This window comes from Actinoplanes sp. NPDC023801 (assembly GCF_040639655.1).
GTDB lineage: Bacteria > Actinomycetota > Actinomycetes > Mycobacteriales > Micromonosporaceae > Actinoplanes.
The window spans coordinates 26,233-50,048 of sequence record NZ_JBFAAI010000005.1 but is presented as its reverse complement, the minus strand read 5'-3'; the positions used below and the strand labels follow the sequence as shown (position 1 = coordinate 50,048).

Sequence of the window (23,816 nt, the reverse complement as noted above, 5' to 3'; positions counted from 1 at the left end):
CCGGAGCCTCAGGCCTTCCCGAGTTCGAGCAGGCCGGCGAGCCGCCGCCACTGCTCGCGCGGCAGTGCGGCGGGTGCGCCCTCCAGGGTCAGCACCTGGATCGCCACGTGGTCGGCCCCGGCCTCGAGGTGGGCGTCGATCCCGGCGCGGACCCGGGCGTCGTCGCCCCAGACCACCGCCGAGTCGATGAACCGGTCGCTGCCGTCGCCGGTCAGGTCCGCCTCGTCCATGCCGTACCGCGCCAGCTGCCGGGTGTAGTTCGGCAGCGCCAGATACAGCTTGAGTGCGCGCCGGCCGGCCTCGCGGGCCGCCGCGGCGTCGTCACCCAGGAAGACCTTCTGCTCCGGTACGAGCAGCGGCCCGGACCCGAGGATGGCGCGTGCCTCCGCGGTGTGCGCCGGCGGCATCAGGTACGGCAGTGCGCCGGCGGTCAGTTCACCGGCCGTCGCCAGGGTCTTCGGCCCGAGCGCAGCGATCATCCGCTCGTCCTTCGGCACCGTGGCCAGCGGGCCGGCGAGCAGGTCCCGCAGCCGGCTCAGCGGGCGGGTGTAGGCCTGGCCGCGGGACTCGGCGGTCGGTGCGTGCCCCGAGCCGACACCCAGGTAGAAGCGGCCCGGGAAGCGGTCGCGGATCCGGGCGTGCGAGGCGGCCAGCCGGTCGCCGTCACTGGTCCAGATGTCGACGATGCTGGTGCCGACCACGAGCCGGTCGGTGGCCGCGAGGATCGCCTCGGCGGACGCCAGATCGTCGAGCGGGCTGCCGCCCAGCCAGAACGCCGTGAACCCGAGGTGCTCGACCTCGCGGGCCGCCTCGGCGATCTCTCCCGCGTCCCTGGGCCAGATGCGCCAGGGTGCCCACAACCCGTACCGCCCGATGTCCCGCATAGCCGGTTCCTCCGATTCTCCGAGCGCCGCACCGATTCTCACAGCGCGTAGTCGTACTGTTCCAGGAATCGCGGCGCCGCGCCGAGAGCCGCGGCCGCGTGGTTGGCCCAGGACGGGTCGCGCAGCAGGGCACGGCCGATGAAGGTGGCGTCGGCCTGACCGGTCGCGACCAGTTCCTCGGCCCACTGCGGTTCGGTGATCCGCCCCACCGCGCCGACCGCGACCTTGGACTCAGCGCGCAGCCGGGCGGCCAGGGCGGTCTGGTAGTCCCGGCCGGCCGGGACCTCGGCCGGTTCGACGCCGCCGGAGGACGCGTCGATCAGGTCGACGCCGTGGTCGTGGACGAGGCGGGCCAGCTGGACGGAGTCGTCGGGACCCCAGCCGTGCTCGAGCCAGTCGGTCGTCGAGATCCGCAGGAAGACCGGCAGATCGCCGGGCCACACCGAGCGGACCGCGTCGATCACCTCGAGGACCAGGCGGGCCCGGTTCCCCAGGCTGCCGCCGTACTCGTCGTCGCGAAGGTTCGACACCGGGGACAGGAACGAGTTGATGAGGTAGCCGTGCGCGCCGTGGATCTCGACGACCCGGAAACCGGCCGCCAGTGCGCGCCGGGCGGCGGCCGCGAAGGAGCCGGCCAGTTCGGTGATCTCGTCGCGGCTGAGTGCGGACGGCTCCCGGTAGCCGGGGAACGGTGTGGCGCTCGGTCCGACGGTCGGCCAGCCGAGATCCTCGGTCACCGGTCCGCCGCCGTGCCACGGGCGCTCGACCGCGGCTTTGCGGCCCGCGTGCGCCAGCTGGATCGCCGGGACCGCGCCACCGGCGGTGATCGCCTCGGCGATGCGGCGGAACGCTGGGATGTGCTCGTCGGACCACAGGCCCAGGCACCACGGCGTGATCCGGCCGTCGGCCCGGACCGCCGTGGCCTCGGTCATCACCAGCCCGGCACCACCGGCGGCACGGGCCGCGTAGTGCCCGAGGTGGAAGTCGGTGGGAATCCCGGCCCGTCCGGGGTCGGCCGAGTAGGTGCACATCGGCGACATCCACACCCGGTTCGGAATCCGCAGGCCACGCAACTCGATCGGCTCGAACAGGACGGACACGCGTGCTCCTTGGTTCGTCAGGCATCGTAGTACGAAGTTCTTCGTACAAGCTATGACGTTAGTACGATGCATGTCGTACTTCAAGAAGCCCGGCGCGACAGGAGAGTGAGCATGCGGACACTGGAGCATCCGCGCACGGAGGACCTGCAGCTCGACGCGGTGCTGTCCGCCCTCGCCGACCCGATTCGCCGCACGATCGTCCGCCAGCTCGCCGACGGGCACGCCGACCAGGCCTGCATCGCTTTCGCGCTGCCGGTCGGCAAGTCCACCTCGACACACCATTTCCGCGTCCTGCGCGAGGCCGGCGTCATCGAACAGCGCTACCAGGGCACCGCGATCCTCAACACCCTGCGCGACACCGACCTCGAGGCCCGCTTCCCCGGCCTGCTCACCGCGATCCTCGCCGCCACCTGACAAGGCCGGCCGGCCCCCACGTCTTCGCAGCGACGATGAGGGCCGGCCGGGATTCAGGCGGAGCGTACGGCCAGGATCTCCGCGGCCAGGGCGCGGGTCCGCGGGTCGGTGCCGTTCTCCTGCTCACCGCGGGCCAGGACGATCGACTGCGCTACCACCTCGTCGAGCTTGCCGGTGGCGGCGGCGTCGAAGTCCGGCCCGGAGAGTTTCGTCATCGTGTCCAGCTCGGCCGCCGTCACCACGCCCGGCATCGGCATGCCTGCGTGCGGGTTCGCGGCGGGCAGCCCGGCCAGGGCGTGCAGGGCCCGCAGCTCCGGCAGCTCGGCCTCGGTCCAGACGGGGAAAGCGGATCAGCCGAAGGACGGCGTGGTGCCGCACTTGGCGTTGGCGTTGATGCAGACCTTGACGAGCGCGGCCAGCTTGGCCGGGTCCCAGGCGTTCATGAAGTCGCCGTGGATCGACGACGCCATGCCGGACGACAGGGTCAGGCCGTCACCGCCGAGCGAGTCGTAGCCGAGCATCATCGAGATGTTCGGGATCGCCACCGGGTACTTGCCGGAGCACACGCCGTTGACCGACGGTCCCATGTGCGACTTGTGGTCGGGCGAGTCGATGTGCTTGCCGTCCCAGCAGTCCTGGTAGGTCAGCTGGTAGATCAGGTTGCCGCCGGCCGCGCACCGGGGCCAGTTGCCGTCGGCGCTGCGGCCGATCTCGGCGCTGCCCGCGCACCAGAACTGCCCGCTCGCACCCTTCGGCGTGGCGACCTGCCGCTTGGCGTCGCCCTGCACCATGACCAGGCCGGGCGGGAACGGTACGACCGTGGCCGGGTCCTTGATCTTCGCGCCGTAGTAGGCCCGGAAGTCCTTCATCTTCACCGGCTTGCCGTTCAGCAGCAGCGTCGGCGCCCAGTAGGCGCTGTTGTCCCCGGCGGCGTCACACGTCGTCGGCTGTGTGCGCAGCTGCTCGGGCGTGCTGTCCGCGGTCACCTTCGGTCCGAAGAAGGTGTGCAGGTGCGAGGCGCCGGCCAGCTTCGGGAAGACGATCGGGTCGTCCGGGGCCTCGTTGGCGACCGTGCAGTTGGTGTGGAACTCGGGCACCCGTACGATCCCGGCCGGCACCGCCTTGGGCTGGACCGCCTCGTGCAGGGCGAGCGTCTGCTTCCAGGCCGCCTCGTCGACCGGGACCCAGCCGCCGGGCGTCGCCGACGGATTCGACGGTGTGGCGGTGGCCGGTGCCGTGGCGGCCGGGGTGGTGGCCGTCGGAGCAGTGGGCGCCGGCTTCGTCGGGGTGCCGGCGACCCCCACGTTCAGCCAGTTGACGTTGACGAAGTCCGAGCGGGAGGTGCTCTTCATGACCAGGACCAGCGTCTGCGGCCCGGACGGCACCTGAGCGGCCGTCGCGGTGACGGTCCTCCACTTCTGCCAGCCGCCGGTCGGCGTGACCGGGAAGGTCGCGAGCAGCGTGCCGGTCCGGCTGCCGAGGCGCGCCTCGATCGAGCCGCCGGCGGCGTTCTGCCCGGCGATCCGGGCGGTCAGCGTCGAGGAGCCGATCGTGACGCCGCGGTACTCGAGCCAGTCACCGTTCGCCAGCCAGCCGACGTTCTCGCCGCCGCCGGTGTCGGAGGTGTTCTCCTTGCCGGCGCCGGACTGTGCCGCGTACGCCTCGGCCTGCAGGGTGCCCGGGGGCGCGACCTCGACGGCGCCGGCGGTGGCGATGTAGACACCGCTCGCGCCGAGCGTCGCGACGACGGCGGTGCCCAGGACCAGCCGTGTGGTGCGGCGGCGCCGACGCGGGTCCGCCGGTGCGACGTGCCGGGATTCCATGCCCATATCGATCCTCAACAAATGGCGGGGAAAGGGTGCGGCAGCAATTATGTGCCTACTGTTGAGGACGTTTCAATATGTCAAGGAAGAATTCATAAGCCCAGCTCAGAGCGTTGCTGGTAGCCGTGTCGCGGTCATTCGATAACAGTTTTTGGCGATCGCATCCTTAAGTTCTTATTAAGTCCGTACGGAGTGCGGCAGGTCACTTTCAGAAGTTGTGATGGCGTCCGGATTCGAGCGATCTGGAATAGAAGAGCCGCTCGCGCGCGTACGGTGCGCCAAGCCCGGCTGTCGCACACCGCTGCCCCACCGAGGAGGAATCGTGGTTCTCGTGTTCTCGGAGACGGTTGCGCGACACGTCGTCCGGTCCGACCACGAGATCAGGCCGGGTGCGGGTACGGATGGGCCCGGCCGCCACCGGCAGGCGACCGGGTCGGCGTACGTGCCAGAGAAGCCCAGGTAGTTCTCCGGCACGTACGGCGTGACCTCTACCGAGGACAGGATCGGCCGGGCGGATCTGGTGCGGTCCCGTTCCGGGCGGCGTGGCCGTCGCTGGCAGGGTCGGTCCCAGTGGCGATCAGCGATACCGGATCGGTCCTGGCCGCCTTTGACGTTGCGTCTCTGTCAATGCGTCAGAAGTTGGCCGGGATCCTGGCTCCGGTCTTGACGATCTGGACTCGGCCGCGCCTGGCGAATCCTCGCGCGGCCGGGCGGGTGTTGCTGTCACGGGGAGCGGCGTCCTCGATGGAACCACCGGAGCCGGGTTTGGTGCGGTTGACGGTGCGGCGCAGGCTCGGATGCCGGGTCTCCCAGGCCTCCCGGACCCGCGACGGCAGGTGCAGGTCCCGCCACACCCGGCGGAGCATCATCGGATTGATCAGGTCCTCCACCTCGCCGCATCCGGCGGCCTCGCAGAGCACCTGTTCGTAGGCGTGCCGCAGCTGGACCGGGTCCTCCAGGTTGTACTGGCGGCGACTGGAGTGACCGCACGCCATGTGATGGGGTATCTCGAGTTTCCCGAGGCTGTTTCCGTGCAGGTCGTCGATCCGGTCGGGGACAGCGGGGGCCCGGCTTGCGGCGCTGCGGTTCTTGCGACCGTCACGGGCGGCGACGTACGACATGCCCCTCAGGCTAGGCGGGCCGGAGGCCGCATCCCCTGCTCTCCCGGCGACCGGTGACGGGGGTCTGCCGATGTGCCGGATGGGACGGATGTGCGAGCGCGGCTCGGCAAGACCCGGTCAAGGCCGGGCCCGACGGCGCCGGTCAGCGGCCGGCCCGCGCAGACGTGCAGGGCAAGCGGCCCGCCGCCACCCCGAAGACCGGCTGTGCACCACCGCTGCCTCGGAGCCCTCGAGACACCGGTAGCGCGCAGCCGCAAAAACGGGCTGGCTTCTACCGCTGTCTCGGAGCCCGGGAGACGGCGGTGGCGCGCAGCCGCGAATGACGGGAGGTAGCGCGTGGCCGCGGATGACTGGAGGCGGCGGGGGTGTGCGGGTGGGGTCAGGCCGTGCAGCGCGGGACCAGTTCGGGTTCGTAGATGACCGAGGCGACCCGGGCCTCCGGGTCGTCGACCCGGGCCAGCAGCAGGCGCGCCGCCTCGGCGGCCATGTCCTCGAGCGGGTGCCGCACCGTGGTGAGCGCGGGACGGGCGGCGAGGGCCGCGCTGCTGTCGTCGAAGCCGACCACGGCCACGTCCTCCGGGACGCGGCGCCCGGCATCGCGCAGCACCAGCAGGGCGCCGAGTGCCATCAGGTCGTTGGCCGCGAACACGGCGTCCAGGCCGGGATGGGCGGCGAGCAGGGCCCGCATCGCCCGCTCCCCGCTCTCCTGGGTGAAGTTGCCGGTTTCCACCGGGACCCAGGCATGCCCGTGCCGGGCCATCGCCCGCCGGAAGCCGGAGATCCGGTCGACGCTGGCCGGGACGTCGGCGGGGCCGGAGATGACGCCGGGCTGCCGGCAGCCGCGGGCGGCGAGCCGTTCGGCGGCCAGCGCCGCGCCGGCCTCGTTGTCCAGGTCGACGTAGCTGATCGGCACCGGTTCGGCGGGGCGGCCGATCAGCACGGCCGGGATCCGCTCCCCGGCCAGCAGCGCGGGCAGGGGGTCGCGAGCCGGCAGGGAGAGCACCACGGCGCCGTCGGCCTGCCCGTTGCGCAGATCACCGACGAGCCGGCGGTGCCCGTCGGCGCCGACCATCTGCAGGGCCAGTTGCACCCCGGCGGGCCGCAGCACGCTCATCAGCCCGCCGACGACCCGGCCGAAGTAGGGGTCCGAGAAGAACCGGCTCATGAACGGGTCGTCGTCGTGGGTCTCGGAGTCGGAGACGACCAGGGCCACCGTGCCGCTGCGGCGGGTGACCAGTGAGCGGGCGACCCGGTTGGGCACGTAACCGGTCTGGTCGACGGCGGTCCAGACCTGCTCGTGCAGTTGCGGGTCGACGTTGCGGATGCCGTTGATGACGCGGGAAACGGTGGCGCGGGAGACGCCCGCGATCCGGGCCACGTCTTCGAGTGTGGGCAGCCGCTGGCTCTGCATGCCCGCAGTTATAGCACGCGGAGAGCGATTTCCGAGGACCCTGTCCAACGGCCTTCCGGTCGGGTTCCGGAACCGTGGGGCATTGACGTACGTAGTAGCGGGGCACACGATGGGAAAACGCTCTCCAAGCGTGTTCCCCCCGTCCTCGCGCATCTTGGAGATCATCGTGCGAAAACGCATCCTGGCGCCCGTGAGCGCCGCTCTGCTGACTGCGGCACTGCTCGTGGCAGCGGGTAACCAATCGGCCCATGCCGCCGACACCCTGCTCTCCCAGGGGAAACCGGCTCTCGCGTCGTCCCTGGAGAACGGCGAGTCCCCGGCCGTCGCGGCTTTCGACGGCCGCGCCGACACCCGCTGGGGCAGCCAGTGGGCCGACCCGCAGTGGCTGCGCGTCGACCTCGGCGCCACCGCCACGATCAGCCAGGTCGTGCTGCAGTGGGAGACCGCGTACGCGAAGGCGTTCCAGATCCAGACCTCACCCGACGGCAACAACTGGACCTCGGTCTACAGCACCACCACCGCCACCGGTGGAAGCCAGACGCTCAGTGTCAGCGGCAGCGGCCGTTACGTGCGGATGTACGGCACCCAGCGGGGCACCACCTACGGTTACTCGCTGTACGAGTTCAAGGTCTACGGCACCTCGACGGTCACCCCGCCGCCCACCGACGGCCCCGGGTACGTCCACGCCAGCCCGCCCGTCACCGGCGTGGTCCCGTCCACCGCGATCCCGCCGGCGACGAACCCTCCGGTCACGCATCGGGAGTTCCAGGCCAACTGCTCGGTGAGCAGGTCCAACCTGAACGACGACCCGATCGTGTTCCCGAACCTGCCGGGCGCGTCGCACTCGCACACGTTCATGGGCAACCGGACCACGAACGCCCACTCCACCCTCGCGTCATTGCAGGCCGGTGGCACCTCCTGCGTGACGCCCGGGGACAGGACCGGCTACTGGATGCCGACGCTGCTCAACGGCGACCAGGCGGTCCAGCCGGAGGGACCGCAGGTCATCTACTACAAGAGCGGCGTGATCGACTACCGCAGCGTGCGGCCGTTCCCGCCGGGCCTGCGTTACGTGGTCGGCAGCCCGACGGCCACACAGGAGGAGTTCCGTAACGCCCCCGGCGCGGTCGAGGGTTACGAGTGCGGCAACAGCGCCTTCAACTGGGACATCCCGGCGAACTGCCCGGCCGGCACCCAGCTGAACGTCCGTTACCAGGCGCCGAGCTGCTGGAACGGCATCCACCTGGACTCGCCGGACCACAAGAGCCACATGGCGTACCCGGTCAACGGGGTCTGCCCGGTCTCGCACCCGGTCGCCGTCCCGATGATCGAGTTCAAGATGGCCTGGCCGGTCAGCGGCAACCTGGCGAACGTGCGGTTCTCCAGCGGCCGTGGGTTCTCGTTCCACTACGACGTCTACAACGTCTGGGAGCCGCCGATCCTCGCCGCGCTGGTGCGGCACTGCATCAACGGCGGCCTGCAGTGCAACCCGCGTGGTTTCGACCAGTACAAGCCGGAGCGCGGTGCCGCACTCAACGAGAACTATCAGCTGCCCTGATAACAGTTTTTAACTGAGATATTCAGAGTTCGGAAAGAGTGGCCTGCCGGGTCTGGGAAATGCGTGCGGCGAGTGCGACCGTACGCGGTTCGAGTCCGGCGGTCCGCTCGCTCTCGGCAAGCATCCGGCCCTGCTCGAGGTGGGCGCGCAGATGCTCACGCAGCTTCGCGTCGAACTCCTTCCCACGCAGCGCGGCGGCCGCGGAGACGTGTGAGGGCATCACCATGCCGGGCATGGGCATGCCCTTGTGCGGGTTCCCGGCGGGCAGGCCGGCCTCGGTGTGCAACTGCCGCAGCTCGGTCAGTTCCGCCTCGGTGAACGCTCTGACCTGCACAGAAACCCCATGCAGGGCGGAGGAGGGCTGGACCAGGGCGAGCAGGGGCAGCAGTTCCTCGTTCATCGCGAGGTTGATCTCGATCCAGGAGCGGTCGGTGCCGCCGAACGCGGCCGCCGACGCGGGGATCGAGGGCGCGGGACTCGGCGGGACGGCCGGTGCGGTGGCGGCACATCCGGCGAGCACCGCCGCGAGAAAACACACAAGAAGTAACCGGGACACTCGCGCAGTCTCCGATTCCGGAACCGGCCGTGTCAACGTTTTGTATTGACGTCCGGCAACCTGCAGGAAACAATCGCCACGCTTGGAGAGCGCTATCCCATCCGTATTCGGAGCATTGGTGTGATCATGTACAGACGGCTGCTCCTACTCGTCGCGCTCGTCGCCACCACTCTCGGCCTGCCCCCGGCCGCGGCCGGAGCCGCCGGCCCGCCGCTGTCGCAGGGCAAGCCGGCCACCGCCTCGTCGCAGGAGGTGTCCGGGCCCGGCTACAGCCCGGCCAACGCGTTCGACGGCAACCCCGCCACCCGCTGGTCGAGCGCGTTCACCGACCCCCAGTGGATTCAGGTGGACCTGGGCTCGCCGGTGACGATCAGCCAGGTGGTCCTTTCGTGGGAGGGCGCCTTCGGCAAGGCGTACGACATCCAGACCTCGGCCGACGGCAACGCCTGGACCACCGTGAAGTCGGTGACCGGCGGCACCGGCGGCACCGAGACGCACCACGTCTCCGGCACCGGCCGCTACGTGCGGCTGAACGGGACCCAGCGCGGCACCGGCTACGGGTACTCCCTGTGGGAGTTCCAGGTGTTCGGCGGCAGCGGACCGGCCCAGCCGGACACCTTCACCACCGTCTGGACCGACACCTTCGACGGTCCGGCGGGAACCAGCCCGAGCGCCTCGAACTGGCTGCTCAGAACCGGCACGCAGTACCCGGGCGGCGCCGCGAACTGGGGCACCGGCTCGGTCGAGACCGCCAGCAACGCCACCGCCAACGTGGCGCTCGACGGTGCGGGCAAGCTCGACATCCGGGCGATCCGCGACGGCGCGGGCAACTGGACCTCGGGCCGCATCGAGACCCAGCGCAGCGACTTCACGCCGCAACGGGGGGAGCAGCTCAGGTTCACCGCCGTGCTCAGGCAGCCGGACGTGGCGAACGGCCTCGGCTACTGGCCGGGGTTCCGGGCGACCGGCGCCGCCTACCGCGGCAACTTCACCAACTGGCCCGGCGTCGGCGAGACCGACATCATGACCAGCGTCAACGGTCGTGCGGAGATGTCGCAGACGCTGCACTGCGGGACCGCGCCCGGCGGTGTCTGCAACGAGTACGACGGCCGCTCCTCGGGCCTGGCCACCTGCGCCGGCTGCAAGAGCGGCTACCACGAGTACACCCAGATCATCGACCGGACGAAGACCGACGAGGAGATCCGCTTCTACCTCGACGGCCGGCAGACCTGGGTGGTACGGCAGTCGCAGGTCGGCGTCGCGGCCTGGGAGGCCGCCGTGCACCACGGCTTCTACCTGCGCCTCGACCTGGCCGTCGGCGGCTCGCTGCCGAACGCGATCGCCGGAGTCACCACCCCCACGGCCGCGACCACCTCGGGCGGCACCCTGAGCGTCGACTCGGTGACGGTGTCGAAGGCGACCGGCACGACCGCCCCGGCGATGACCGACCCGCCGATCCCGGCCGGCCCGAGCGTCGTCAAGGTCACCGGCACGCAGGGCAACTGGCAGCTGACCGTCAACGGCACACCGTGGCAGGTCAAGGGCATGACGTACGGCCCGTCGCAGGGCGCCGCCGACGGCTACATGCGCGACCTGAGGAACATGGGCGTCAACACGATCCGCATCTGGGGACCGGACGCCGCCACCCCGGCACTGCTGGACACCGCGTCCCGGCACGGCATCAAGGTGATCGTCGGGCTGTGGCTCAACCACGGCACCGACTACGTGAACGACACCGCCTACAAGACCGCGGTGAAGGCCGAGATCGTCGCCAAGGTCAACGAGCTCAAGGGCCGCTCCGGGGTGCTGCTCTGGGACGTCGGCAACGAGGTCATCCTCGAGATGCAGAACTACGGGCTGGCCGCCGACGTGGTCGAGGCGCGGCGGGTGGCGTACGCCAAGTTCGTCAACGAGGTCACCGAGGCCATCCACGCGGCCGACCCGAACCACCCGGTCACCTCGACCGACGCGTACACCCACGCCTGGACCTACTACCGGCCGCACGCCCCGGCACTCGACCTGCTGGCGGTCAACTCCTACGGTGCGATCGACACCGTGAAGCGGGACTGGATCGCCGGCGGCTACACGAAGCCGTACATCCTCACCGAGGGTGGCCCGGCGGGGGAGTGGGAGGTGCCCGATGACGTCAACGGGGTGCCGGCCGAGCCCACCGACCTGCAGAAGAAGGCCGGGTACACGTACAGCTGGAACGCGATCAAGGGGCACCCGGGCGTGGCGCTGGGCGCGACCGAGTTCCACTACGGACTGGAGAACGACTTCGGTGGCGTGTGGCTGAACACCACGACCGGCGGATGGCGGCGCCTCGGTTACCACGCGATGCGGGAGGCATACACCGGCCAGGTCGCGGCCAACACCCCGCCGGAGATCACCGCCATGACGGTCGGCAACCAGACGTCGGTCCCGGCCGGCGGCACGTTCACGGTCAGCACCACCGCGACCGACCCGCAAGGCGACCTGATCCGGTACCACATCATGGCCAGTGACAAGCACATCACGGCCAACCGGGGGCTGCGTCACCTCGACTTCACCCACCACGGCAACGGCGATTTCACCGTACGGGCACCCGAGGCACTCGGCGTCTGGAAGGTGTACGTCTACGCGTACGACGGGCACGGCAACGTCGGCATCGAGCAGCGCTCGTTCAAGGTCGTCCCGCCGCCCGCGCCGGGCACCGACCTGTCGCGCGGCAAGCCGGCCACCGCGTCCAGTCACCAGCCGACCGGCACGAACGGGCCGCAGCTGCCGTCGTACGCGTTCGACGGCGACTACGGCACCCGCTGGGCCAGCGAATGGGTCGACACCGCATGGCTGCGCGTGGACCTCGGCTCGGTGCAGTCGTTCAACCGGATCCGCCTCGCCTGGGAGGCCGCCTACGCGAAGGGCTACACCGTGCAGGCCTCCGACGACGGCACCAACTGGCGAACCGTCCACACGGTGACGGCCGGTGACGGCGGGTTCGACGACCTGACCGTCGCGGGCTCCGGCCGGTACGTCCGGGTGAACGCCACGAGCCGCGCGACGGCGTGGGGCTACTCGCTCTGGGAGTTCGGCGTCTACCGGGCCTGAGGTTCCGGAACTTCACGGCGCTCCGCCGGAGGTGAAGCCCACTGAGCTGGGTCGATGCGTCCGGCGGGTGCCGTGAAAGCGCTTCATCCATGTTTCCCGAGCATTGACAGTCCATTACGTGCCAGTTCACAGTGACGGTCAATAGAGCGCTTTCACAGCGTCGTTCCCCTCTAGGAGTCCCCCGCCATGAGACGTCGCCTGTTATCCGTCCCCGCTCTCGCCGTGCTCCTGGCCACCTACGTGATCGCCTCCGGTGGACAGGCCAGCGCCGCCGACACCCTGCTGTCGCAGGGCCGGACCGCCACCGCCTCCTCCACCGAGTCTGCCGCCTTCCCAGCTTCCAACGCTGTCGACGGCAACGCCGGCACCCGCTGGTCCAGCGCGTTCAGCGACCCGCAATGGCTGCAGATCGACCTGGGTGCCAGCGCCACGATCACCTCGGTCGTGCTGGACTGGGAGGCCGCGTACGCCCGCTCCTTCTCGGTGCGGACCTCGGCCAACGGCTCCAGCTGGACCACGGTCCACAGCACCACCAACGGCACCGGCGGCCGGCAGGCGCTGAACGTCACCGGCAGCGGCCGGTACGTACGCCTGGAGACCACCGCGCGGGCCACCCAGTGGGGCGTCTCGCTGAAGGAGTTCCAGGTGTACGGCAGCGGGGGCGGCGGCACCACACCGACCATCCCGCCGGGCGCCGTCCGGGTGTCCGAGTTTCTCGCCGACTGCCCGTTCAGCCACCGGCTGCCGGACGACCCGATCATCTTCCCGGGCCTGCCGGGCGCCTCGCACATGCACAGCTTCTTCGGCGCGGCCGGTGTCAACGCCTTCTCGACCGTCGACTCGCTGCTCAACGCGAACAGCAACTGCAACCCGTCGGTCGACAAGTCGTCGTACTGGATCCCCACCCTGTACCGGGACAACGTGCCGGTCGAACCGGTCACCGGCATCTTCTACTACCTCGGTGAGGGCGTCCGCGACGACCTGATCGCCCAGACCCAGCCGCTGCCGCTCGGCCTGCGCATCGTGGCCGGCAACGCGAAGGCGGCCGGCCCGGCGGACAACACCATCAGCCGCTGGTCCTGCCTGCACGCCGGGCACGTCGGATCCTCGTCCGACTTCGTCAACTGCCCGTCCGGCACCATGCTCGAGTCGTACCTCGACTTCCCGCACTGCTGGGACGGCCGCAACCTGGACTCCGCCGACCACAAGAGCCACATGGCGTACCCGGTGAACAACGCCTGCCCGGCCAGCCACCCGGTCGTGGTGCCCAAGCTGCGGCAGGTCATGCGCTACCCGGTCAGCGGTGACCCGGCCCGGCTGCGGCTCGCGTCCGGCGGCGGCTACACGATGCACGGCGACTTCTTCAACGCCTGGCCGGTCGAGGAGATGGCCCGCCGGGTGAACGACTGCATCCGCCCGATCATCAAGTGCGGGACCGACGGGCGTCCCTGATAGAACTGGGCCCATGAGTACGAGGCCCGGCCGCGGCGGTCACCACCCCACGATGGATCAGGTGGCGGCCGCGGCCGGCGTCTCCCGGGCAACGGTGTCGCGGGTGATCAACAATGCGGCGTCGGTGGCGCCCGGCATCCGTGACGCGGTCCAGCGGGCGATCACGCAGACCGGATACGTGCCGAACGTCGCGGCCCGCAGCCTGGTCACCCGCCGGTCGAACTCGGTGGCGCTGGTGATCAGCGAACCGGACCGTCCCGACGACCACTCCTTCCTCAACCGGATCTTCACCGACCCGTACTTCGGCCGGGTCACCGCGGGCGCCACCGCGGCCCTGCGCCCGCACGACGTACACCTGGTGGTCGTCCCGACCGACGCGTCCGACCACCACCAGGTGGTCCGCTACCTGCGCCAGGGGCACGTCGACGGGGTGCTGCTGATCAGCAGTGACGAGTGTGACCCGCTGCCCGGCCAGGTGCACGCACTCGGTATCCCGGCGGTGCTGTCGTCCCGCCCGGCCACGCCGCTGCCGCTCAGCTACGTCGACGTCGAACAGCGGGCCGGCGCGCGGCTGGCCGCCGCGCACCTGCTGGCCCGCGGCTGCCGGCGGCTCGCCACGATCAACGGCCCACTGGACATCCCGGCCGCCGCCGAGCGGCTCGACGGCTTCCGGGCCGCCGTTGCCGGATCGGTGCCCGCCGAGGCCGGCGATCCGGCCCGGGCCGGTGTTCCGGCCACCGTGCCCGCGGAGGCCGGCGACTTCACCCGGGCCGGCGGCGAGGCGGCCGCCCACCGGCTGCTCGACGCTCACCCCGACATCGACGGGCTGTTCGTGGCCAGCGACCTGATGGCCGAGGGCGCGCTGCGGGCGATCCAGGATCGGGGGCGGCGGGTACCCGGCGACGTGGCGGTCGTCGGCTTCGACGACAGCAGCGCCGCCCTGGAGTGCCGGCCCCTGCTCACCACGGTCCGGCAGCCGGTCGAGGAGATGGCCGCCGAGATGGCCCAGCTCCTGATCGCGCACATCGACGCCCCGGGCCGCTCGCCCCGGTCGGTGATCTTCCAGCCCACCCTGGTGATCCGGGACTCGGCCTGAAACGGTGATGGTGTGACCTTCGACGTGACCGCCCTGCGCGCCCAGTTCCCCTCTCTCGACTCCGGTCTCGCCTTCTTCGACGGGCCCGGTGGCACCCAGACCCCGCGGCCGGTCGCCGACGCGATCGTCGCGACGATGACCGGGCCGCTGTCCAACCGGGGCGCGGTCAGTTCGTCCGAACTCAACGCCGAACGGGCCGTCGCCGAGTTCCGGTCCGCCTACGCCGACCTGCTCGGGGTGCCCGCCGGCGGGATCGTGCACGGGCGCAGCGCCACCCAGCTCACCTACGACTTCTCCCGGCACCTGGCCGCCACCTGGCAGCCCGGTGACGAGGTCGTGGTGAGCCGGCTCGACCACGACAGCAACGTGCGGCCCTGGATCCAGGCGGCCGCGCGGGCCGGCGTCACGGTCCGCTGGATCGATTTCGACACCGCCACCGGCGAGATCGACCTGGAGTCGTACGAACGCGCGCTGTCCCGCCGGACCCGGCTCGTCGCGGTCACGGCCGCGTCCAACGTGCTCGGCACCGTGCCGCCGGTACGCCGGATCGCCGACCTCGCCCACGAGGCGGGCGCGCTGCTGTGGGTGGACGGCGTGCACTACGCCGCGCACCGGCTGGTGGACGTGCCGGCGCTCGGCGCGGACCTGTTCGTGTGCTCGCCGTACAAGTTCCTCGGCCCGCACTGCGGTGTCCTCGCCGCCGCACCGGAACTGCTCGAGACGATCCGCCCGGACAAGCTGGTCCCGTCGTCCGACGCGGTACCGGAACGGTTCGAGTTCGGCACGCTGCCCTACGAGATGCTGGCCGGGGCCACCGCGGCCGTCGACTTCCTGGCCGCCGTCGACCCGGGTGCGGGCGGCGGCCGGCGGGAGCGGCTCGCGCGGGCGTTCGCTTCGCTGCACGAGCACGAGACGGTGTTGCGGGAGCGCGCCGAGGCCGGGCTGCGGGGGCTGGGTGACGTCGTCACGCTGTATTCGCGCGCGTCCGACCGTACGCCCACGTTGTTGATGGATTTCGCCGGGCGGGACGTCCGCGAGGCGCAGAGGTATCTCGCCGGCCGGGACGTTCTGGCGCCCGCCGGGTCCTTCTACGCCTACGAGCCGTTCGTCGCGTTGAAGCTGGACGCGGCGTTGCGGGTCGGCCTGGCGCCGTACAACACCGTCGAGGAGATCGACCGGCTGCTCACCGGTCTCGCCGACTACCTGCGCTGACGGTACGGCCCGATCCCACCGGCCAACGGCCGGCCGGGGGGTTTGCGGGTGTTCGGACCGGGTGTGGGGCCGCTGGACGGGAGCGGCCCCACACCGCGCGTCACTTCATGATCGAGGTGGTGCGTGTCCCCTTCGGGTCGATGGCGAGGCAGGTGACGCCCCGGTCCTGCCGCTCCCAGTTGAGCCTCTGCGGATAGAGGTAGGAGAGTTCGAGATCCTCGTTCCCCGGGGTCAGGTACGGCTTCAGCGCCGCGGCGCACCGCTGTTCGCTCTCGTCCAGGATCGCCCCCTCGCCCGGGTACGGCCCGGCCGGCATCATGAACACGTGGTAGACCTCGGCCTCGTGCGGCCGGGCGCAGTCGACCACCGGCAGGGTGCTGACCTCCGAGCCGCTACCCAGGGCACGGATGCACTGACCCGCTTCCAGGCGGTACGTCTCGACCGATCCGGTCCGGGGACCGCTCGAGTCGCTGAAGATCGCGGCGGCCAGGACCGCGACCGCGAACAGCAGGGTCAGGCCGGACAGGGCGATGCCGGCGATGGCGAGCCCGCGGCCCCGCTGCGGCCGCCGCTTGATCTGTTTCAGCGCGACGATGCCGAAACCGAGGCCGAGGGGCGCGCAGACGCCGAGCACGCCACACAGGAGCGAGGCGATCGCGAGGCCGTTGGTGCCGGCCTCCCGGGGTGGCGGTTGCCAGCCCGGCGGGCCGTACGGCGGCGGGTAGGACTGTGGCGCGCCGGAGAACGGCGGCGGTGGCGGGGTGTATGCCGGCGGCGGGAATCCCGGCGCCGGTGGAACGGGATCTGGGGGAACCTGGTTGTGCACGATGGCACGCTAGTTGCCCGGCCCGCACGCCTGCTGTCCCGGTCGATCTCGAAATCGCATCGACATTGGCAAGATCGGCGTCACCGCGGTACGGCACGGAACCACTCCTCCCGGTCGGCCGGGTCGGCGCCGCGCCGCGGCAGCTCCGGCACCTCCGGTCCGGTGATCGGCGCGTAGTGGTCGAAGTGGGCGGTCAGCACGGCCTCGCCGCCGGTCAGGTCGGGCAGCGCCGACACGATGTGCGGCACCCGCGACGACGGCAGGGTGCCGCTCACCTCCAGGTACCCGCCGGCGCCGGACGAGTCGTCGATGACCGCCCCGGCCCGCCCCAGCAGCGCGGTCACCGCGTCGGCCACCTCGTGCGGCAGGTTCACGTCGAAACGTTCGATCGGCTGGCACACCCGGGTGCCGGCCCGCCGCAGCGCCGCTGTCACCACGACCTGGGCCAGGTGGCGGAAGTCCGCGGCCACACTGGAGATCGACTTGTCGAACTTCTGGTGCGGTCTGCTCTGCCGCGGCCAGTACTGCGAGGACGTCATGGTGACCGTGCCGTCGGTGACCGGCCAGCCGTGCCGTCCGTGGCGCAGCGCCGCGCGTACCCCCTCCTCGGTGGCCGCGATGAACGCCGGTGGCAGCCGCCCCGGTTCGATGCCGGGCCGGAACTCGATGCCGTGCCCGGCCGGCGCGGCGTCCACGCGCAGACCGATCCCGGCCAGGTACGGGTTGCCGTTCTCCCGGATCCGGTCCTCGGCGGTCCCGCTGCCGGCGACCCGTTCGATGCAGGCGGTCAGCGTGCCGGAGAACCGCACCCGCACCCCGTACCGCTCCTCGAGCAGCGCCGCGATCACCTCCTTCTGCACCTCGCCGTGCAACCGGATCACGGCTTCGGACTGCTGTTCGTCGAGCCGCAGGTCGACGAGCGGGTCCTCGTCGGCGAGTTCGGCGAGGCCGGCGAAGAGCGCGAGCCGCTGTGCCGGGTCGAGCGGCTCGACGAGCGCCTGCCGGGTCGGCGGCGGGAACCGGTAGAGGTGGCGTCGCGGCGGGTCGCCGACGTGCTGACCGATCCGGGCCGGCAGCCCGCGCACGGCCGCGATCTGGCCGGCGGACGCGGCCGGGCGCACCACGACCCCGGCGGGCTCGCTCACCGCGATCTGGGTCACGGTCCGCGGCCCGGTCCCGGCGAGTGCGATCCGATCGCGTACGCGCAGACGACCCGACCACAACCGCAGCCAGGCCCGTCGTCCCTGGTCGTCCCGGTCGACGGCGAAGACCGTGCCGGCGAGTGGGCCCTCGTCGCCGTCGCAGCGGGGCAGCAGGTCGGCCAGCACGTGCCGCAGCTGTGTCACGCCCGCACCGGTGATCGCCGACCCGTGGACGAGGGGTGCGATCTCGCCGCGGCGTACCGCCCGCCGGATGGCGCGCCGCACGTCGCGGGTCCGCAGCCGGCCATCGGTCAGCCAGCGGTCCGCGATCCGGTCGTCGACCTCGGCCACGGCCGCGACGACCGGCTCGGATCCGAGGTCGGCGGCCCGCACCGAGGCGTCGCGCCGGCCCTGCCCGGTGACCGTGCTCAGCACGACCGGGTACGGGGTGAGCCGTCGTCGTACCTGGGTGAGGACGCGGTCCACGTCGGCGCCGCGGCGGTCCACCTTGTTCAGGAAGAACACCGTGGGCACACCGATGCGGCGCAGCGCACGCCAGATGGCGACAGTCTGCGGCTGGACGCCCTCCACGCTGGAGACGACCAGCACGGCGGCGTCGAGGACGGCCAGCGACCGTTCGACCTCCGCGATGAAGTCGGGGTGGCCGGGCGTGTCGAGAAGATTGACGGTGAGATCGCCGAGACTGATCGAGGTCACGGCCGCGCGGATGGTGATGCCGCGACGGCGTTCCAGCTCCATCGAGTCGGTGCGGGTGGTCCCGGCGTCGACGCTGCCGGGACTGGCGACCGCACCCGCCTCGAAGAGCAGGCGCTCGGTCAGGCTGGTCTTGCCGGCGTCAACATGGGCGACGATCCCGAGGTTCAACAATGCCAAAACAGAACTCCACGGTAGGACGGAAAAGGGTCCGGAGCGTGGAAGCTGCTCGCATTGCTGTCTCCTCGTGGTCGGCATCAGGGCCGTCGACCATCCGAACACGGGTGAGGCGGCTCCGCCACCGATTTACCGGCCGGGTAGGAAGGTCCTCGTGACAGAGGGATCTTCGATCAGGCAGGCCGGGCGGATGCTGGCCGTCGCCACGCTGGCGTCGCGGGTGGCGGGGTTCGTGCGCATCCTGGTGCTGGCCGCCGCGCTGGGGCTCGGCACCCGGCTGCTGGACACCTACAACATCGCCAACACCCTGCCGAACGCCGTGTACGAGCTGGTCGTCGGCGGCACCATGGCCAGCATCGTGATCCCGCTGCTGACCCGGGCGGCGCTGAACGAGCCGGACGGCGGGGCGCTCTACGCCCAGAAGCTGCTGTCGCTGATCGTCTACGTCCTGGGTGTGGTCACGGTGCTGGCGATCGTGGCCGCGCCGCTGCTCATCGACCTGTACGCTCCCGCGTTCACCCCCGAGCAGCGGCACCTGGCCATCGTGTTCAGCCGGTACTTCCTGCCGCAGATCCTGTTCTACGGCATCGCCGCCACCGCGTCCGCGATCCTGAACAGCCGGGGCCACTTCGGCGCGCAGGCCTGGGCGCCGCTGTGCAACAGCGTCATCGTGATCGCGGTGGGCCTGACCTATGCGGCCGTCGGCGGCAGCACCACGACCACCCTCGGCACCGGCCATCTCCTGCTGCTGTCGCTGGGCACCACGGCCGGCGTACTCGCCCAGATGTTGCTCGTGGTGGTGTCACTGCGCCGCAACGGGTTCCCGGTCCGGTTGCGCCTCGACCCCCGCGGCATCGCGATCCGCCGCATCGGCAAGCTCGGCCTCTGGGTGCTGCTGTCGGTCGTCACCACACAGATCCTCGTCGCGGCGGCGACCCGGGCAGCGTCGTGGAGCGGGCAGGGTGGCATCACCGCGTTCCAGTACGCGAACGCCATCTACCACGTGCCGTTCGCGGTGATCGCCATCTCGGTGATGACCGCGATGCTGCCGCGCCTCAGCCAGTACGCGGCCCGCGGCGAACACCAGCGCGTCGTCACCGGGTTGTCCCGTGCGGTCCGTACCGCCCTGGTGGTGATGGCCCCGATCGCGGCCGCGTTCGTCCTGCTCGGCCCGCAGATCGCGACCGTGCTCTTCAGCCACGGCAACAGCAGCGCGGACACCGTACGGGTGCTGGGCCTGGTATTGGCCGCGTACGGGCTGACGCTGGTGCCGTTCACCAGCTACTCGATTCTGCAGCGGGGCCTGTACGCCCTGCAGGACACCCGCGCGGCGGCGCTGGTGTCGGCGGCTGTCGCCGGTGTCGGGGTGGCCGGATGCGCGATGGCCGGATGGCTGCTGCCGCCCGGCGACATCGTGATCGGCATCCCGCTGGCCTATGCCGCCGCCTACACCGTCGGGCTGAACCTGACCGTCCTGGTGCTGCGCCGCCGCCTGCGTTACATCGACGGCAGGCGGCTGGCGCGTACCCACGTGCGGGTCGCCGCCGCCACCCTCACCGCAGCCGTCTTCGCCGGCCTCGCCGTCGGTGGGCTGGGACCGGCGATGGACACCTCGCCGTGGGTGGAAGCTCTGGTCACCGGTGCCGTGGCGGTGTTCGCCGGAGCGGCCGGTTACCTGGTGGCCGGCCGGATCCTGCGCCTCGCGGAGCTGCGCCACCTGCTGAACATGGCACTGCCTCGCGTCCGCACCTGGTGACCGCAGCTCAGGAGGCGTAACGCTTCTCGGCGCGCGCCTTGGCCTTGGCGGCCTCCACCTCGCGGTCCCGCGGTGGTGCGCTGGTGACCAGGCTCGCGAGCAGCTCGGCGGTGGCCGCCCGGACCGCCTCGACGGCCTGGTCGAACGCGGCCTGGTTGGCCTGCGACGGGCGGGCCGTCCCGGCGATCTTCCGGACGTACTGCAGCGCGGCCGCGTGGATCTCGTCCGGCGTGGCCGGGGGCTCGAAGTTGTGCAGCTGGTGGATGCTCCGGCACACGGTCGGATCCTCTCGGTGCGGTGATCGAACGACCCGTCCAGAGTAGGGCGGGAGCGGCCGGTGGCTACCCGGCCAGCCGCAGCGGCGAGATCCGGCGCAGCGCCTCGGCGGTCGTCTCATCGGCCGGCAGGTGCACCAGCAGCCGCAGCCCTTGATCACCGGGCAGGACCATCGTCTCGTACGCCATGCGCAGCACCCCGGCCTCGGGATGTTCGATCCGCAGCAGACCGTGTGCCCGCGGCAGTCCCGGCACCCGCGCGGCCCGCTCGGTGAACTCGGCACCGGCCAGCGCGGTCAGCTCGCCGGCGAAATCCGGCCGGGGCGGGCCGTCCTTGAACGCCGCCACCTGCTCGTCGGCCACGTGCGCCCAGTCCGGGAGGGCGGCGCGGGCCCGCGGATCGGTGGGCGCGTTCGGCGGCGGTCAGGCGCAGCGGGCCGGCCAGCGCGGCCAGGACCTGCGGCGAGGGGCGCCGGTCGCGGCCCTGCTCCAGGCGGATCAGGTATTCCACGCTGACCCCGGCAAGCATCGCCACCTCGGCGCGGCGCAGGCCCGGTGTCCGCCGCCGGATTCCCGGTGGCAGCCCGACCTGCGCCGGTGTCACCTCCGCCCGCCGGCTGCGCAGGAAGTTGCCCAGCTCGTTGTCGCTCACCGGCCGACCCTAACAACGCGCCGGCTCCGGAAGGTGGCCCCGCGGCTACCACCCTGAGCACGGTCTCCCTGCGGTGCGCCAGGCGCGGCAGTGTCGAGCCGACCCGACGAAAGGGGGCTCGAGATGACCTCGAAAGTAGTGGTGGTGGGCGGCGGTTACGGAGGCATCGTGGTGTCCCGGACGCTCGACGACATCAGCGATGTGACCCTGGTGGAACCGCGGGAGACGTTCGTGCACCAGGTCGCCCAGCTACGGGCGGCGGCCGACCCGGCCTGGGCGGGGAAGATCTTCATCCCGTACGACGGGTTGCTGCCGGGTGGCCGGGTGGTGCGTGACGCCGCCGCCGAGGTACGGCCCGGATCCGTCCGGCTGGCCTCCGGTCAGCGGCTGGACGCCGACTTTCGCCGGGGAGATCGCGGCGGCCTGGCCCGGTAAGCCGGTGACCGTCGTCGACTCGGCACCGGAGCTGCTCGGCGGCCGGTTCACGGAGCAGCTGCGGGCCGAGGTGGCCCGGCAGCTCGACGACATGGGTGTGCGGGTTCTGCTCGGCGCCGGACTCGACATCGCGCCGGACACCCCGGCCGGTGTGGTGGGCGCGTTCACGGCGGTCACCGGGGCCGGTGAGAAGATCGACGCGGATCTGTGGTTCGCCTGCCACGGCAGCACGGTGCCGAGCACGCACCTGGGGCCTGAGCTGGCAGCCGCCCGGCTGCCGGACGGCCGGCTGCCGGTCGACGAGTACCTGCGGGTACGCGGCCACGAGCGGGTGTTCGCGGTCGGTGACGTGACCGGCACTGCCGAGCTCAAGACCGGCCGGGCCGCGGGACGCCAGGGCGAGGTGGCCGCCGCGAACATCCGGGCCCTGATCGGGGGTGGGCCGCTCACCGCCTACGAGCCGTTCCCGGACGGCATCATCCTGAGCCTCGGCCCGGACGGCGGCGCCGGCTGGTCCCCGGAGTTCGGGTTCTTCGACGCCGAGGCGACCTCCCGGTTCAAGGGCACCTTCCTGCTGGACCACTTCCGGGGCCTGCTCGGCGTCCCCGCGGGCACCGCGGCGAACTGATGAGTTCCCGCCCCTGCCAGTGCGGGGGTCAGGCGCTCTCCTCGGCGATGTCGAGGGGTTTGGCGGTCAGCACGTCGGAGCGTACGTAGGCCAGGTCGAGGGTCACGTCGGTGAACCACAGCACCGGGAGGGTCAGCGGCGGCGGCTGCTCCGGGGTGAAGGTGACCGGGATCAGGCCGAACAGCTTGCCCTTGAAGGTGGGGCTGTAGAACTCGACGTTGCCGTCGAGGATCAGCTCTCCGCTCTCGATGACCGTGGTGGCGTTGCCGGGTTCGTCGATGGTGAGGGCGAACGGCTTGTTCACCACCTTGTCCATGGTGAACTTGAGCGACCTGATCGGGCCGTTGCCGGTCGGCACCTCGGCCACCCCGTCGTACGACGGGTTGTACATGGTCACCGACGCGGCCTTGACCACGCCGGGTTTGGCGCCGGCCCGCGGGAGGCCGTTGTCGTCGGCGAGCACGCCCAACTGCCGGGCACCCAGGCAGGGGATCTCCTCCACCTTGGGCGCCGCGGACGCGGACGCCGATGCCGATGCGGACGGCTTCCCGGCGGGCGCGGTGCTGGTGGCGGTCGGTGCCGGCGTGGCGGTTCCGCTCGCGGAGGGGGTGGCCGAGGGCGAGGGCGACTCCTTGTCGCCGGGGGTGAAGAAGTCGCCGACGCCCTCCCAGAAGTCGTTGATGCCGTCCAGGATCGGGTTGCCGGTGCCCTCGTCGGACGGGGCCGGCGACGGCGTGGACGAGGAACCCGGCGAGGCCGTGCCGCCGGTGGACGGCGTGGCGCCGGGCCCGGCGGTTGTCGGCTTCGGTTTCGGCTTGGCCACGGTCGTGCTCGGGGAGGCCGGGACCTTGCGGGACGGCAGACCCTCCGGGCATGGCGCAGCCTCGGCGGGCCGGTTCCCGGCGACGGTCAAGGTGGCGGCCACCAGCAGCGGCGCGATGATGATCAGCGCCTTGCGCGGGGCCGTACGGTGCCGGTCCGGCGGTCCGGCCGGTGCGTCGGTGACCGGTTCGATCTCCTGGGTGGGCCGTTCAGTGGCCGGATTCCCTGGTACCGCCGGATCCGCTGGTACCGCCGGTGGCGCCGGGCGGTTCGCCGGGCGGGACGGGCCCCAGGCGACGACGAGCGCGCCGCCGACGATCCCGAGCAGCATGCCGGCGATCCAGCCGCCCAGGTTGAGGCCGATGAACGAGTACAGCGCGGTGATGATGCCGATCACGCCGTAGAACAGCCGCTGCGCCGGGGAGAACCAGGTCAGGATCCCGGCGGCGATCATCATGACGGGGAGCAGGTACGAGTAGAAACCCTGCGGCCCGATATGGATCTTGATGTTGTCGAGTTCCAGGTTCGCGCTGGCGAACATCTCCAGCCCCGACAGGAGCAGGAGGAGCCCGCCCCAGAACGGCCGGACCCGCCGCCACCGCCGGAACCTGTCCCCGATGTTCTCCGTCGCCACGCCGGCCCTCCACGATGAGAGAAGAAACGGGCCCGCGGACG

General features: G+C 71.4%; 21 protein-coding genes and 1 pseudogene. 9 read left to right on the top strand and 13 right to left on the bottom strand.

Annotation, left to right across the window (positions count from 1 at the left end):
* Positions 1-8: 8 nt before the first annotated feature.
* Both AB0G04_RS12235 and AB0G04_RS12230 read right to left on the bottom strand, forming a co-directional pair.
* Positions 9-884 carry a TIGR03620 family F420-dependent LLM class oxidoreductase gene (locus AB0G04_RS12235; RefSeq protein ID WP_360980896.1) on the bottom strand — a complete coding sequence of 292 codons (876 nt, stop codon included), beginning with the start codon at positions 882-884 and terminating at the stop codon, positions 9-11.
* A 38-nt stretch (positions 885-922) separates the two neighbouring features.
* Positions 923-1,984: an NADH:flavin oxidoreductase/NADH oxidase gene (locus tag AB0G04_RS12230; RefSeq protein WP_360980893.1), complete on the bottom strand. Its 1,062-nt coding sequence runs from the start codon at positions 1,982-1,984 to the stop codon at positions 923-925.
* Between the two features lie 111 nt (positions 1,985-2,095).
* Between AB0G04_RS12230 and AB0G04_RS12225 the strand changes: the two genes are divergently transcribed.
* On the top strand, positions 2,096-2,398 hold the full coding sequence (locus AB0G04_RS12225) for an ArsR family transcriptional regulator (protein WP_360980890.1): 303 nt from the start codon (positions 2,096-2,098) through the stop codon (positions 2,396-2,398).
* 53 nt (positions 2,399-2,451) lie between these two features.
* On the opposite strand, the gene AB0G04_RS12220 is transcribed toward AB0G04_RS12225, so the two are convergent.
* From AB0G04_RS12220 to AB0G04_RS12205, 4 genes are all read right to left on the bottom strand, one after another.
* On the bottom strand, positions 2,452-2,649 hold the full coding sequence (locus AB0G04_RS12220) for a hypothetical protein (RefSeq protein WP_360980887.1): 198 nt from the start codon (positions 2,647-2,649) through the stop codon (positions 2,452-2,454).
* Positions 2,650-2,748: 99 nt separating this feature from the next.
* Complete coding sequence (locus AB0G04_RS12215; RefSeq protein WP_360980884.1) at positions 2,749-4,221, bottom strand: DUF1996 domain-containing protein; 1,473 nt, start codon at positions 4,219-4,221, stop codon at positions 2,749-2,751.
* A gap of 632 nt (positions 4,222-4,853) precedes the next feature.
* Entirely contained in the window at positions 4,854-5,342 is a 489-nt protein-coding gene (locus AB0G04_RS12210; protein ID WP_360980881.1) for a hypothetical protein, read from the bottom strand.
* Between the two features lie 379 nt (positions 5,343-5,721).
* Positions 5,722-6,753, bottom strand: a complete 1,032-nt coding sequence (locus AB0G04_RS12205; RefSeq protein WP_360980878.1) for a LacI family DNA-binding transcriptional regulator — start codon at positions 6,751-6,753, stop codon at positions 5,722-5,724.
* A gap of 166 nt (positions 6,754-6,919) precedes the next feature.
* On the opposite strand from AB0G04_RS12205, the gene AB0G04_RS12200 reads away from it, so the two are divergent.
* Positions 6,920-8,311, top strand: coding sequence for a DUF1996 domain-containing protein (locus AB0G04_RS12200; RefSeq protein ID WP_360980875.1), 1,392 nt, complete (start codon positions 6,920-6,922; stop codon positions 8,309-8,311).
* A 22-nt stretch (positions 8,312-8,333) separates the two neighbouring features.
* Here AB0G04_RS12200 and AB0G04_RS12195 read toward each other — a convergent pair whose 3' ends face one another.
* A complete protein-coding gene (locus AB0G04_RS12195; RefSeq protein WP_360980872.1) occupies positions 8,334-8,831 on the bottom strand; it encodes a DUF305 domain-containing protein in 498 nt (165 codons plus the stop codon).
* Between the two features lie 162 nt (positions 8,832-8,993).
* Here AB0G04_RS12195 and AB0G04_RS12190 point away from each other — a divergent pair, with 162 nt between their 5' ends.
* The 4 genes from AB0G04_RS12190 to AB0G04_RS12175 all read left to right on the top strand — a co-directional run bounded on the left by AB0G04_RS12190 (position 8,994) and on the right by AB0G04_RS12175 (position 15,714).
* On the top strand, positions 8,994-11,954 hold the full coding sequence (locus AB0G04_RS12190) for a discoidin domain-containing protein (RefSeq protein ID WP_360981712.1): 2,961 nt from the start codon (positions 8,994-8,996) through the stop codon (positions 11,952-11,954).
* A 186-nt stretch (positions 11,955-12,140) separates the two neighbouring features.
* On the top strand, positions 12,141-13,406 hold the full coding sequence (locus tag AB0G04_RS12185; RefSeq protein WP_360980869.1) for a DUF1996 domain-containing protein: 1,266 nt from the start codon (positions 12,141-12,143) through the stop codon (positions 13,404-13,406).
* A 13-nt stretch (positions 13,407-13,419) separates the two neighbouring features.
* On the top strand, positions 13,420-14,502 hold the full coding sequence (locus AB0G04_RS12180) for a LacI family DNA-binding transcriptional regulator (RefSeq protein ID WP_360980866.1): 1,083 nt from the start codon (positions 13,420-13,422) through the stop codon (positions 14,500-14,502).
* Between the two features lie 12 nt (positions 14,503-14,514).
* Positions 14,515-15,714, top strand: coding sequence for a cysteine desulfurase-like protein (locus AB0G04_RS12175; protein WP_360980863.1), 1,200 nt, complete (start codon positions 14,515-14,517; stop codon positions 15,712-15,714).
* Positions 15,715-15,814: 100 nt separating this feature from the next.
* Here the strand turns inward: AB0G04_RS12175 and AB0G04_RS12170 are convergent, their stop codons facing one another.
* Together AB0G04_RS12170 and AB0G04_RS12165 are read right to left on the bottom strand one after the other, a co-directional pair.
* Positions 15,815-16,540 carry a DUF4190 domain-containing protein gene (locus AB0G04_RS12170; RefSeq protein WP_360980860.1) on the bottom strand — a complete coding sequence of 242 codons (726 nt, stop codon included), beginning with the start codon at positions 16,538-16,540 and terminating at the stop codon, positions 15,815-15,817.
* Positions 16,541-16,620: 80 nt separating this feature from the next.
* Positions 16,621-18,576, bottom strand: coding sequence for a translation factor GTPase family protein (locus tag AB0G04_RS12165; RefSeq protein ID WP_360980857.1), 1,956 nt, complete (start codon positions 18,574-18,576; stop codon positions 16,621-16,623).
* Between the two features lie 190 nt (positions 18,577-18,766).
* On the opposite strand from AB0G04_RS12165, the gene murJ reads away from it, so the two are divergent.
* Complete coding sequence (gene murJ / locus AB0G04_RS12160) at positions 18,767-20,329, top strand: murein biosynthesis integral membrane protein MurJ (protein WP_360981710.1); 1,563 nt, start codon at positions 18,767-18,769, stop codon at positions 20,327-20,329.
* A 7-nt stretch (positions 20,330-20,336) separates the two neighbouring features.
* Here the strand turns inward: murJ and AB0G04_RS12155 are convergent, their stop codons facing one another.
* The 3 genes and pseudogenes from AB0G04_RS12155 to AB0G04_RS12145 all read right to left on the bottom strand — a co-directional run.
* Positions 20,337-20,606, bottom strand: coding sequence for a DUF2277 domain-containing protein (locus tag AB0G04_RS12155; RefSeq protein ID WP_360980854.1), 270 nt, complete (start codon positions 20,604-20,606; stop codon positions 20,337-20,339).
* Between the two features lie 64 nt (positions 20,607-20,670).
* Complete coding sequence (locus AB0G04_RS12150; protein WP_360980851.1) at positions 20,671-20,967, bottom strand: hypothetical protein; 297 nt, start codon at positions 20,965-20,967, stop codon at positions 20,671-20,673.
* Positions 20,968-21,007: 40 nt separating this feature from the next.
* Positions 21,008-21,256: pseudogene (locus AB0G04_RS12145) on the bottom strand (helix-turn-helix transcriptional regulator); the annotation flags it as partial.
* Between the two features lie 123 nt (positions 21,257-21,379).
* On the opposite strand from AB0G04_RS12145, the gene AB0G04_RS12140 reads away from it, so the two are divergent.
* Positions 21,380-21,691, top strand: coding sequence for a hypothetical protein (locus AB0G04_RS12140; protein WP_360980848.1), 312 nt, complete (start codon positions 21,380-21,382; stop codon positions 21,689-21,691).
* 4 nt (positions 21,692-21,695) lie between these two features.
* Positions 21,696-22,319, top strand: coding sequence for an FAD-dependent oxidoreductase (locus AB0G04_RS12135; RefSeq protein ID WP_360980845.1), 624 nt, complete (start codon positions 21,696-21,698; stop codon positions 22,317-22,319).
* Positions 22,320-22,347: 28 nt separating this feature from the next.
* Here AB0G04_RS12135 and AB0G04_RS12130 read toward each other — a convergent pair whose 3' ends face one another.
* Entirely contained in the window at positions 22,348-23,775 is a 1,428-nt protein-coding gene (locus AB0G04_RS12130; RefSeq protein ID WP_360980842.1) for a DUF6114 domain-containing protein, read from the bottom strand.
* Between the last annotated feature and the right edge of the window lie 41 nt (positions 23,776-23,816).

Coding starts and splice junctions, on each gene's coding strand:
- AB0G04_RS12180 (WP_360980866.1), top strand. CDS start 13,420: ATGAGTACGAGGCCCGGCCGCGGCGGTCACCACCCCACGATGGATCAG.
- AB0G04_RS12190 (WP_360981712.1), top strand. CDS start 8,994: ATGTACAGACGGCTGCTCCTACTCGTCGCGCTCGTCGCCACCACTCTC.
- AB0G04_RS12220 (WP_360980887.1), bottom strand. CDS start 2,649: ATGCCGGGCGTGGTGACGGCGGCCGAGCTGGACACGATGACGAAACTC.
- AB0G04_RS12225 (WP_360980890.1), top strand. CDS start 2,096: ATGCGGACACTGGAGCATCCGCGCACGGAGGACCTGCAGCTCGACGCG.
- AB0G04_RS12140 (WP_360980848.1), top strand. CDS start 21,380: ATGACCTCGAAAGTAGTGGTGGTGGGCGGCGGTTACGGAGGCATCGTG.
- AB0G04_RS12210 (WP_360980881.1), bottom strand. CDS start 5,342: ATGTCGTACGTCGCCGCCCGTGACGGTCGCAAGAACCGCAGCGCCGCA.
- AB0G04_RS12215 (WP_360980884.1), bottom strand. CDS start 4,221: ATGGAATCCCGGCACGTCGCACCGGCGGACCCGCGTCGGCGCCGCCGC.
- AB0G04_RS12205 (WP_360980878.1), bottom strand. CDS start 6,753: ATGCAGAGCCAGCGGCTGCCCACACTCGAAGACGTGGCCCGGATCGCG.
- AB0G04_RS12185 (WP_360980869.1), top strand. CDS start 12,141: ATGAGACGTCGCCTGTTATCCGTCCCCGCTCTCGCCGTGCTCCTGGCC.
- AB0G04_RS12235 (WP_360980896.1), bottom strand. CDS start 884: ATGCGGGACATCGGGCGGTACGGGTTGTGGGCACCCTGGCGCATCTGG.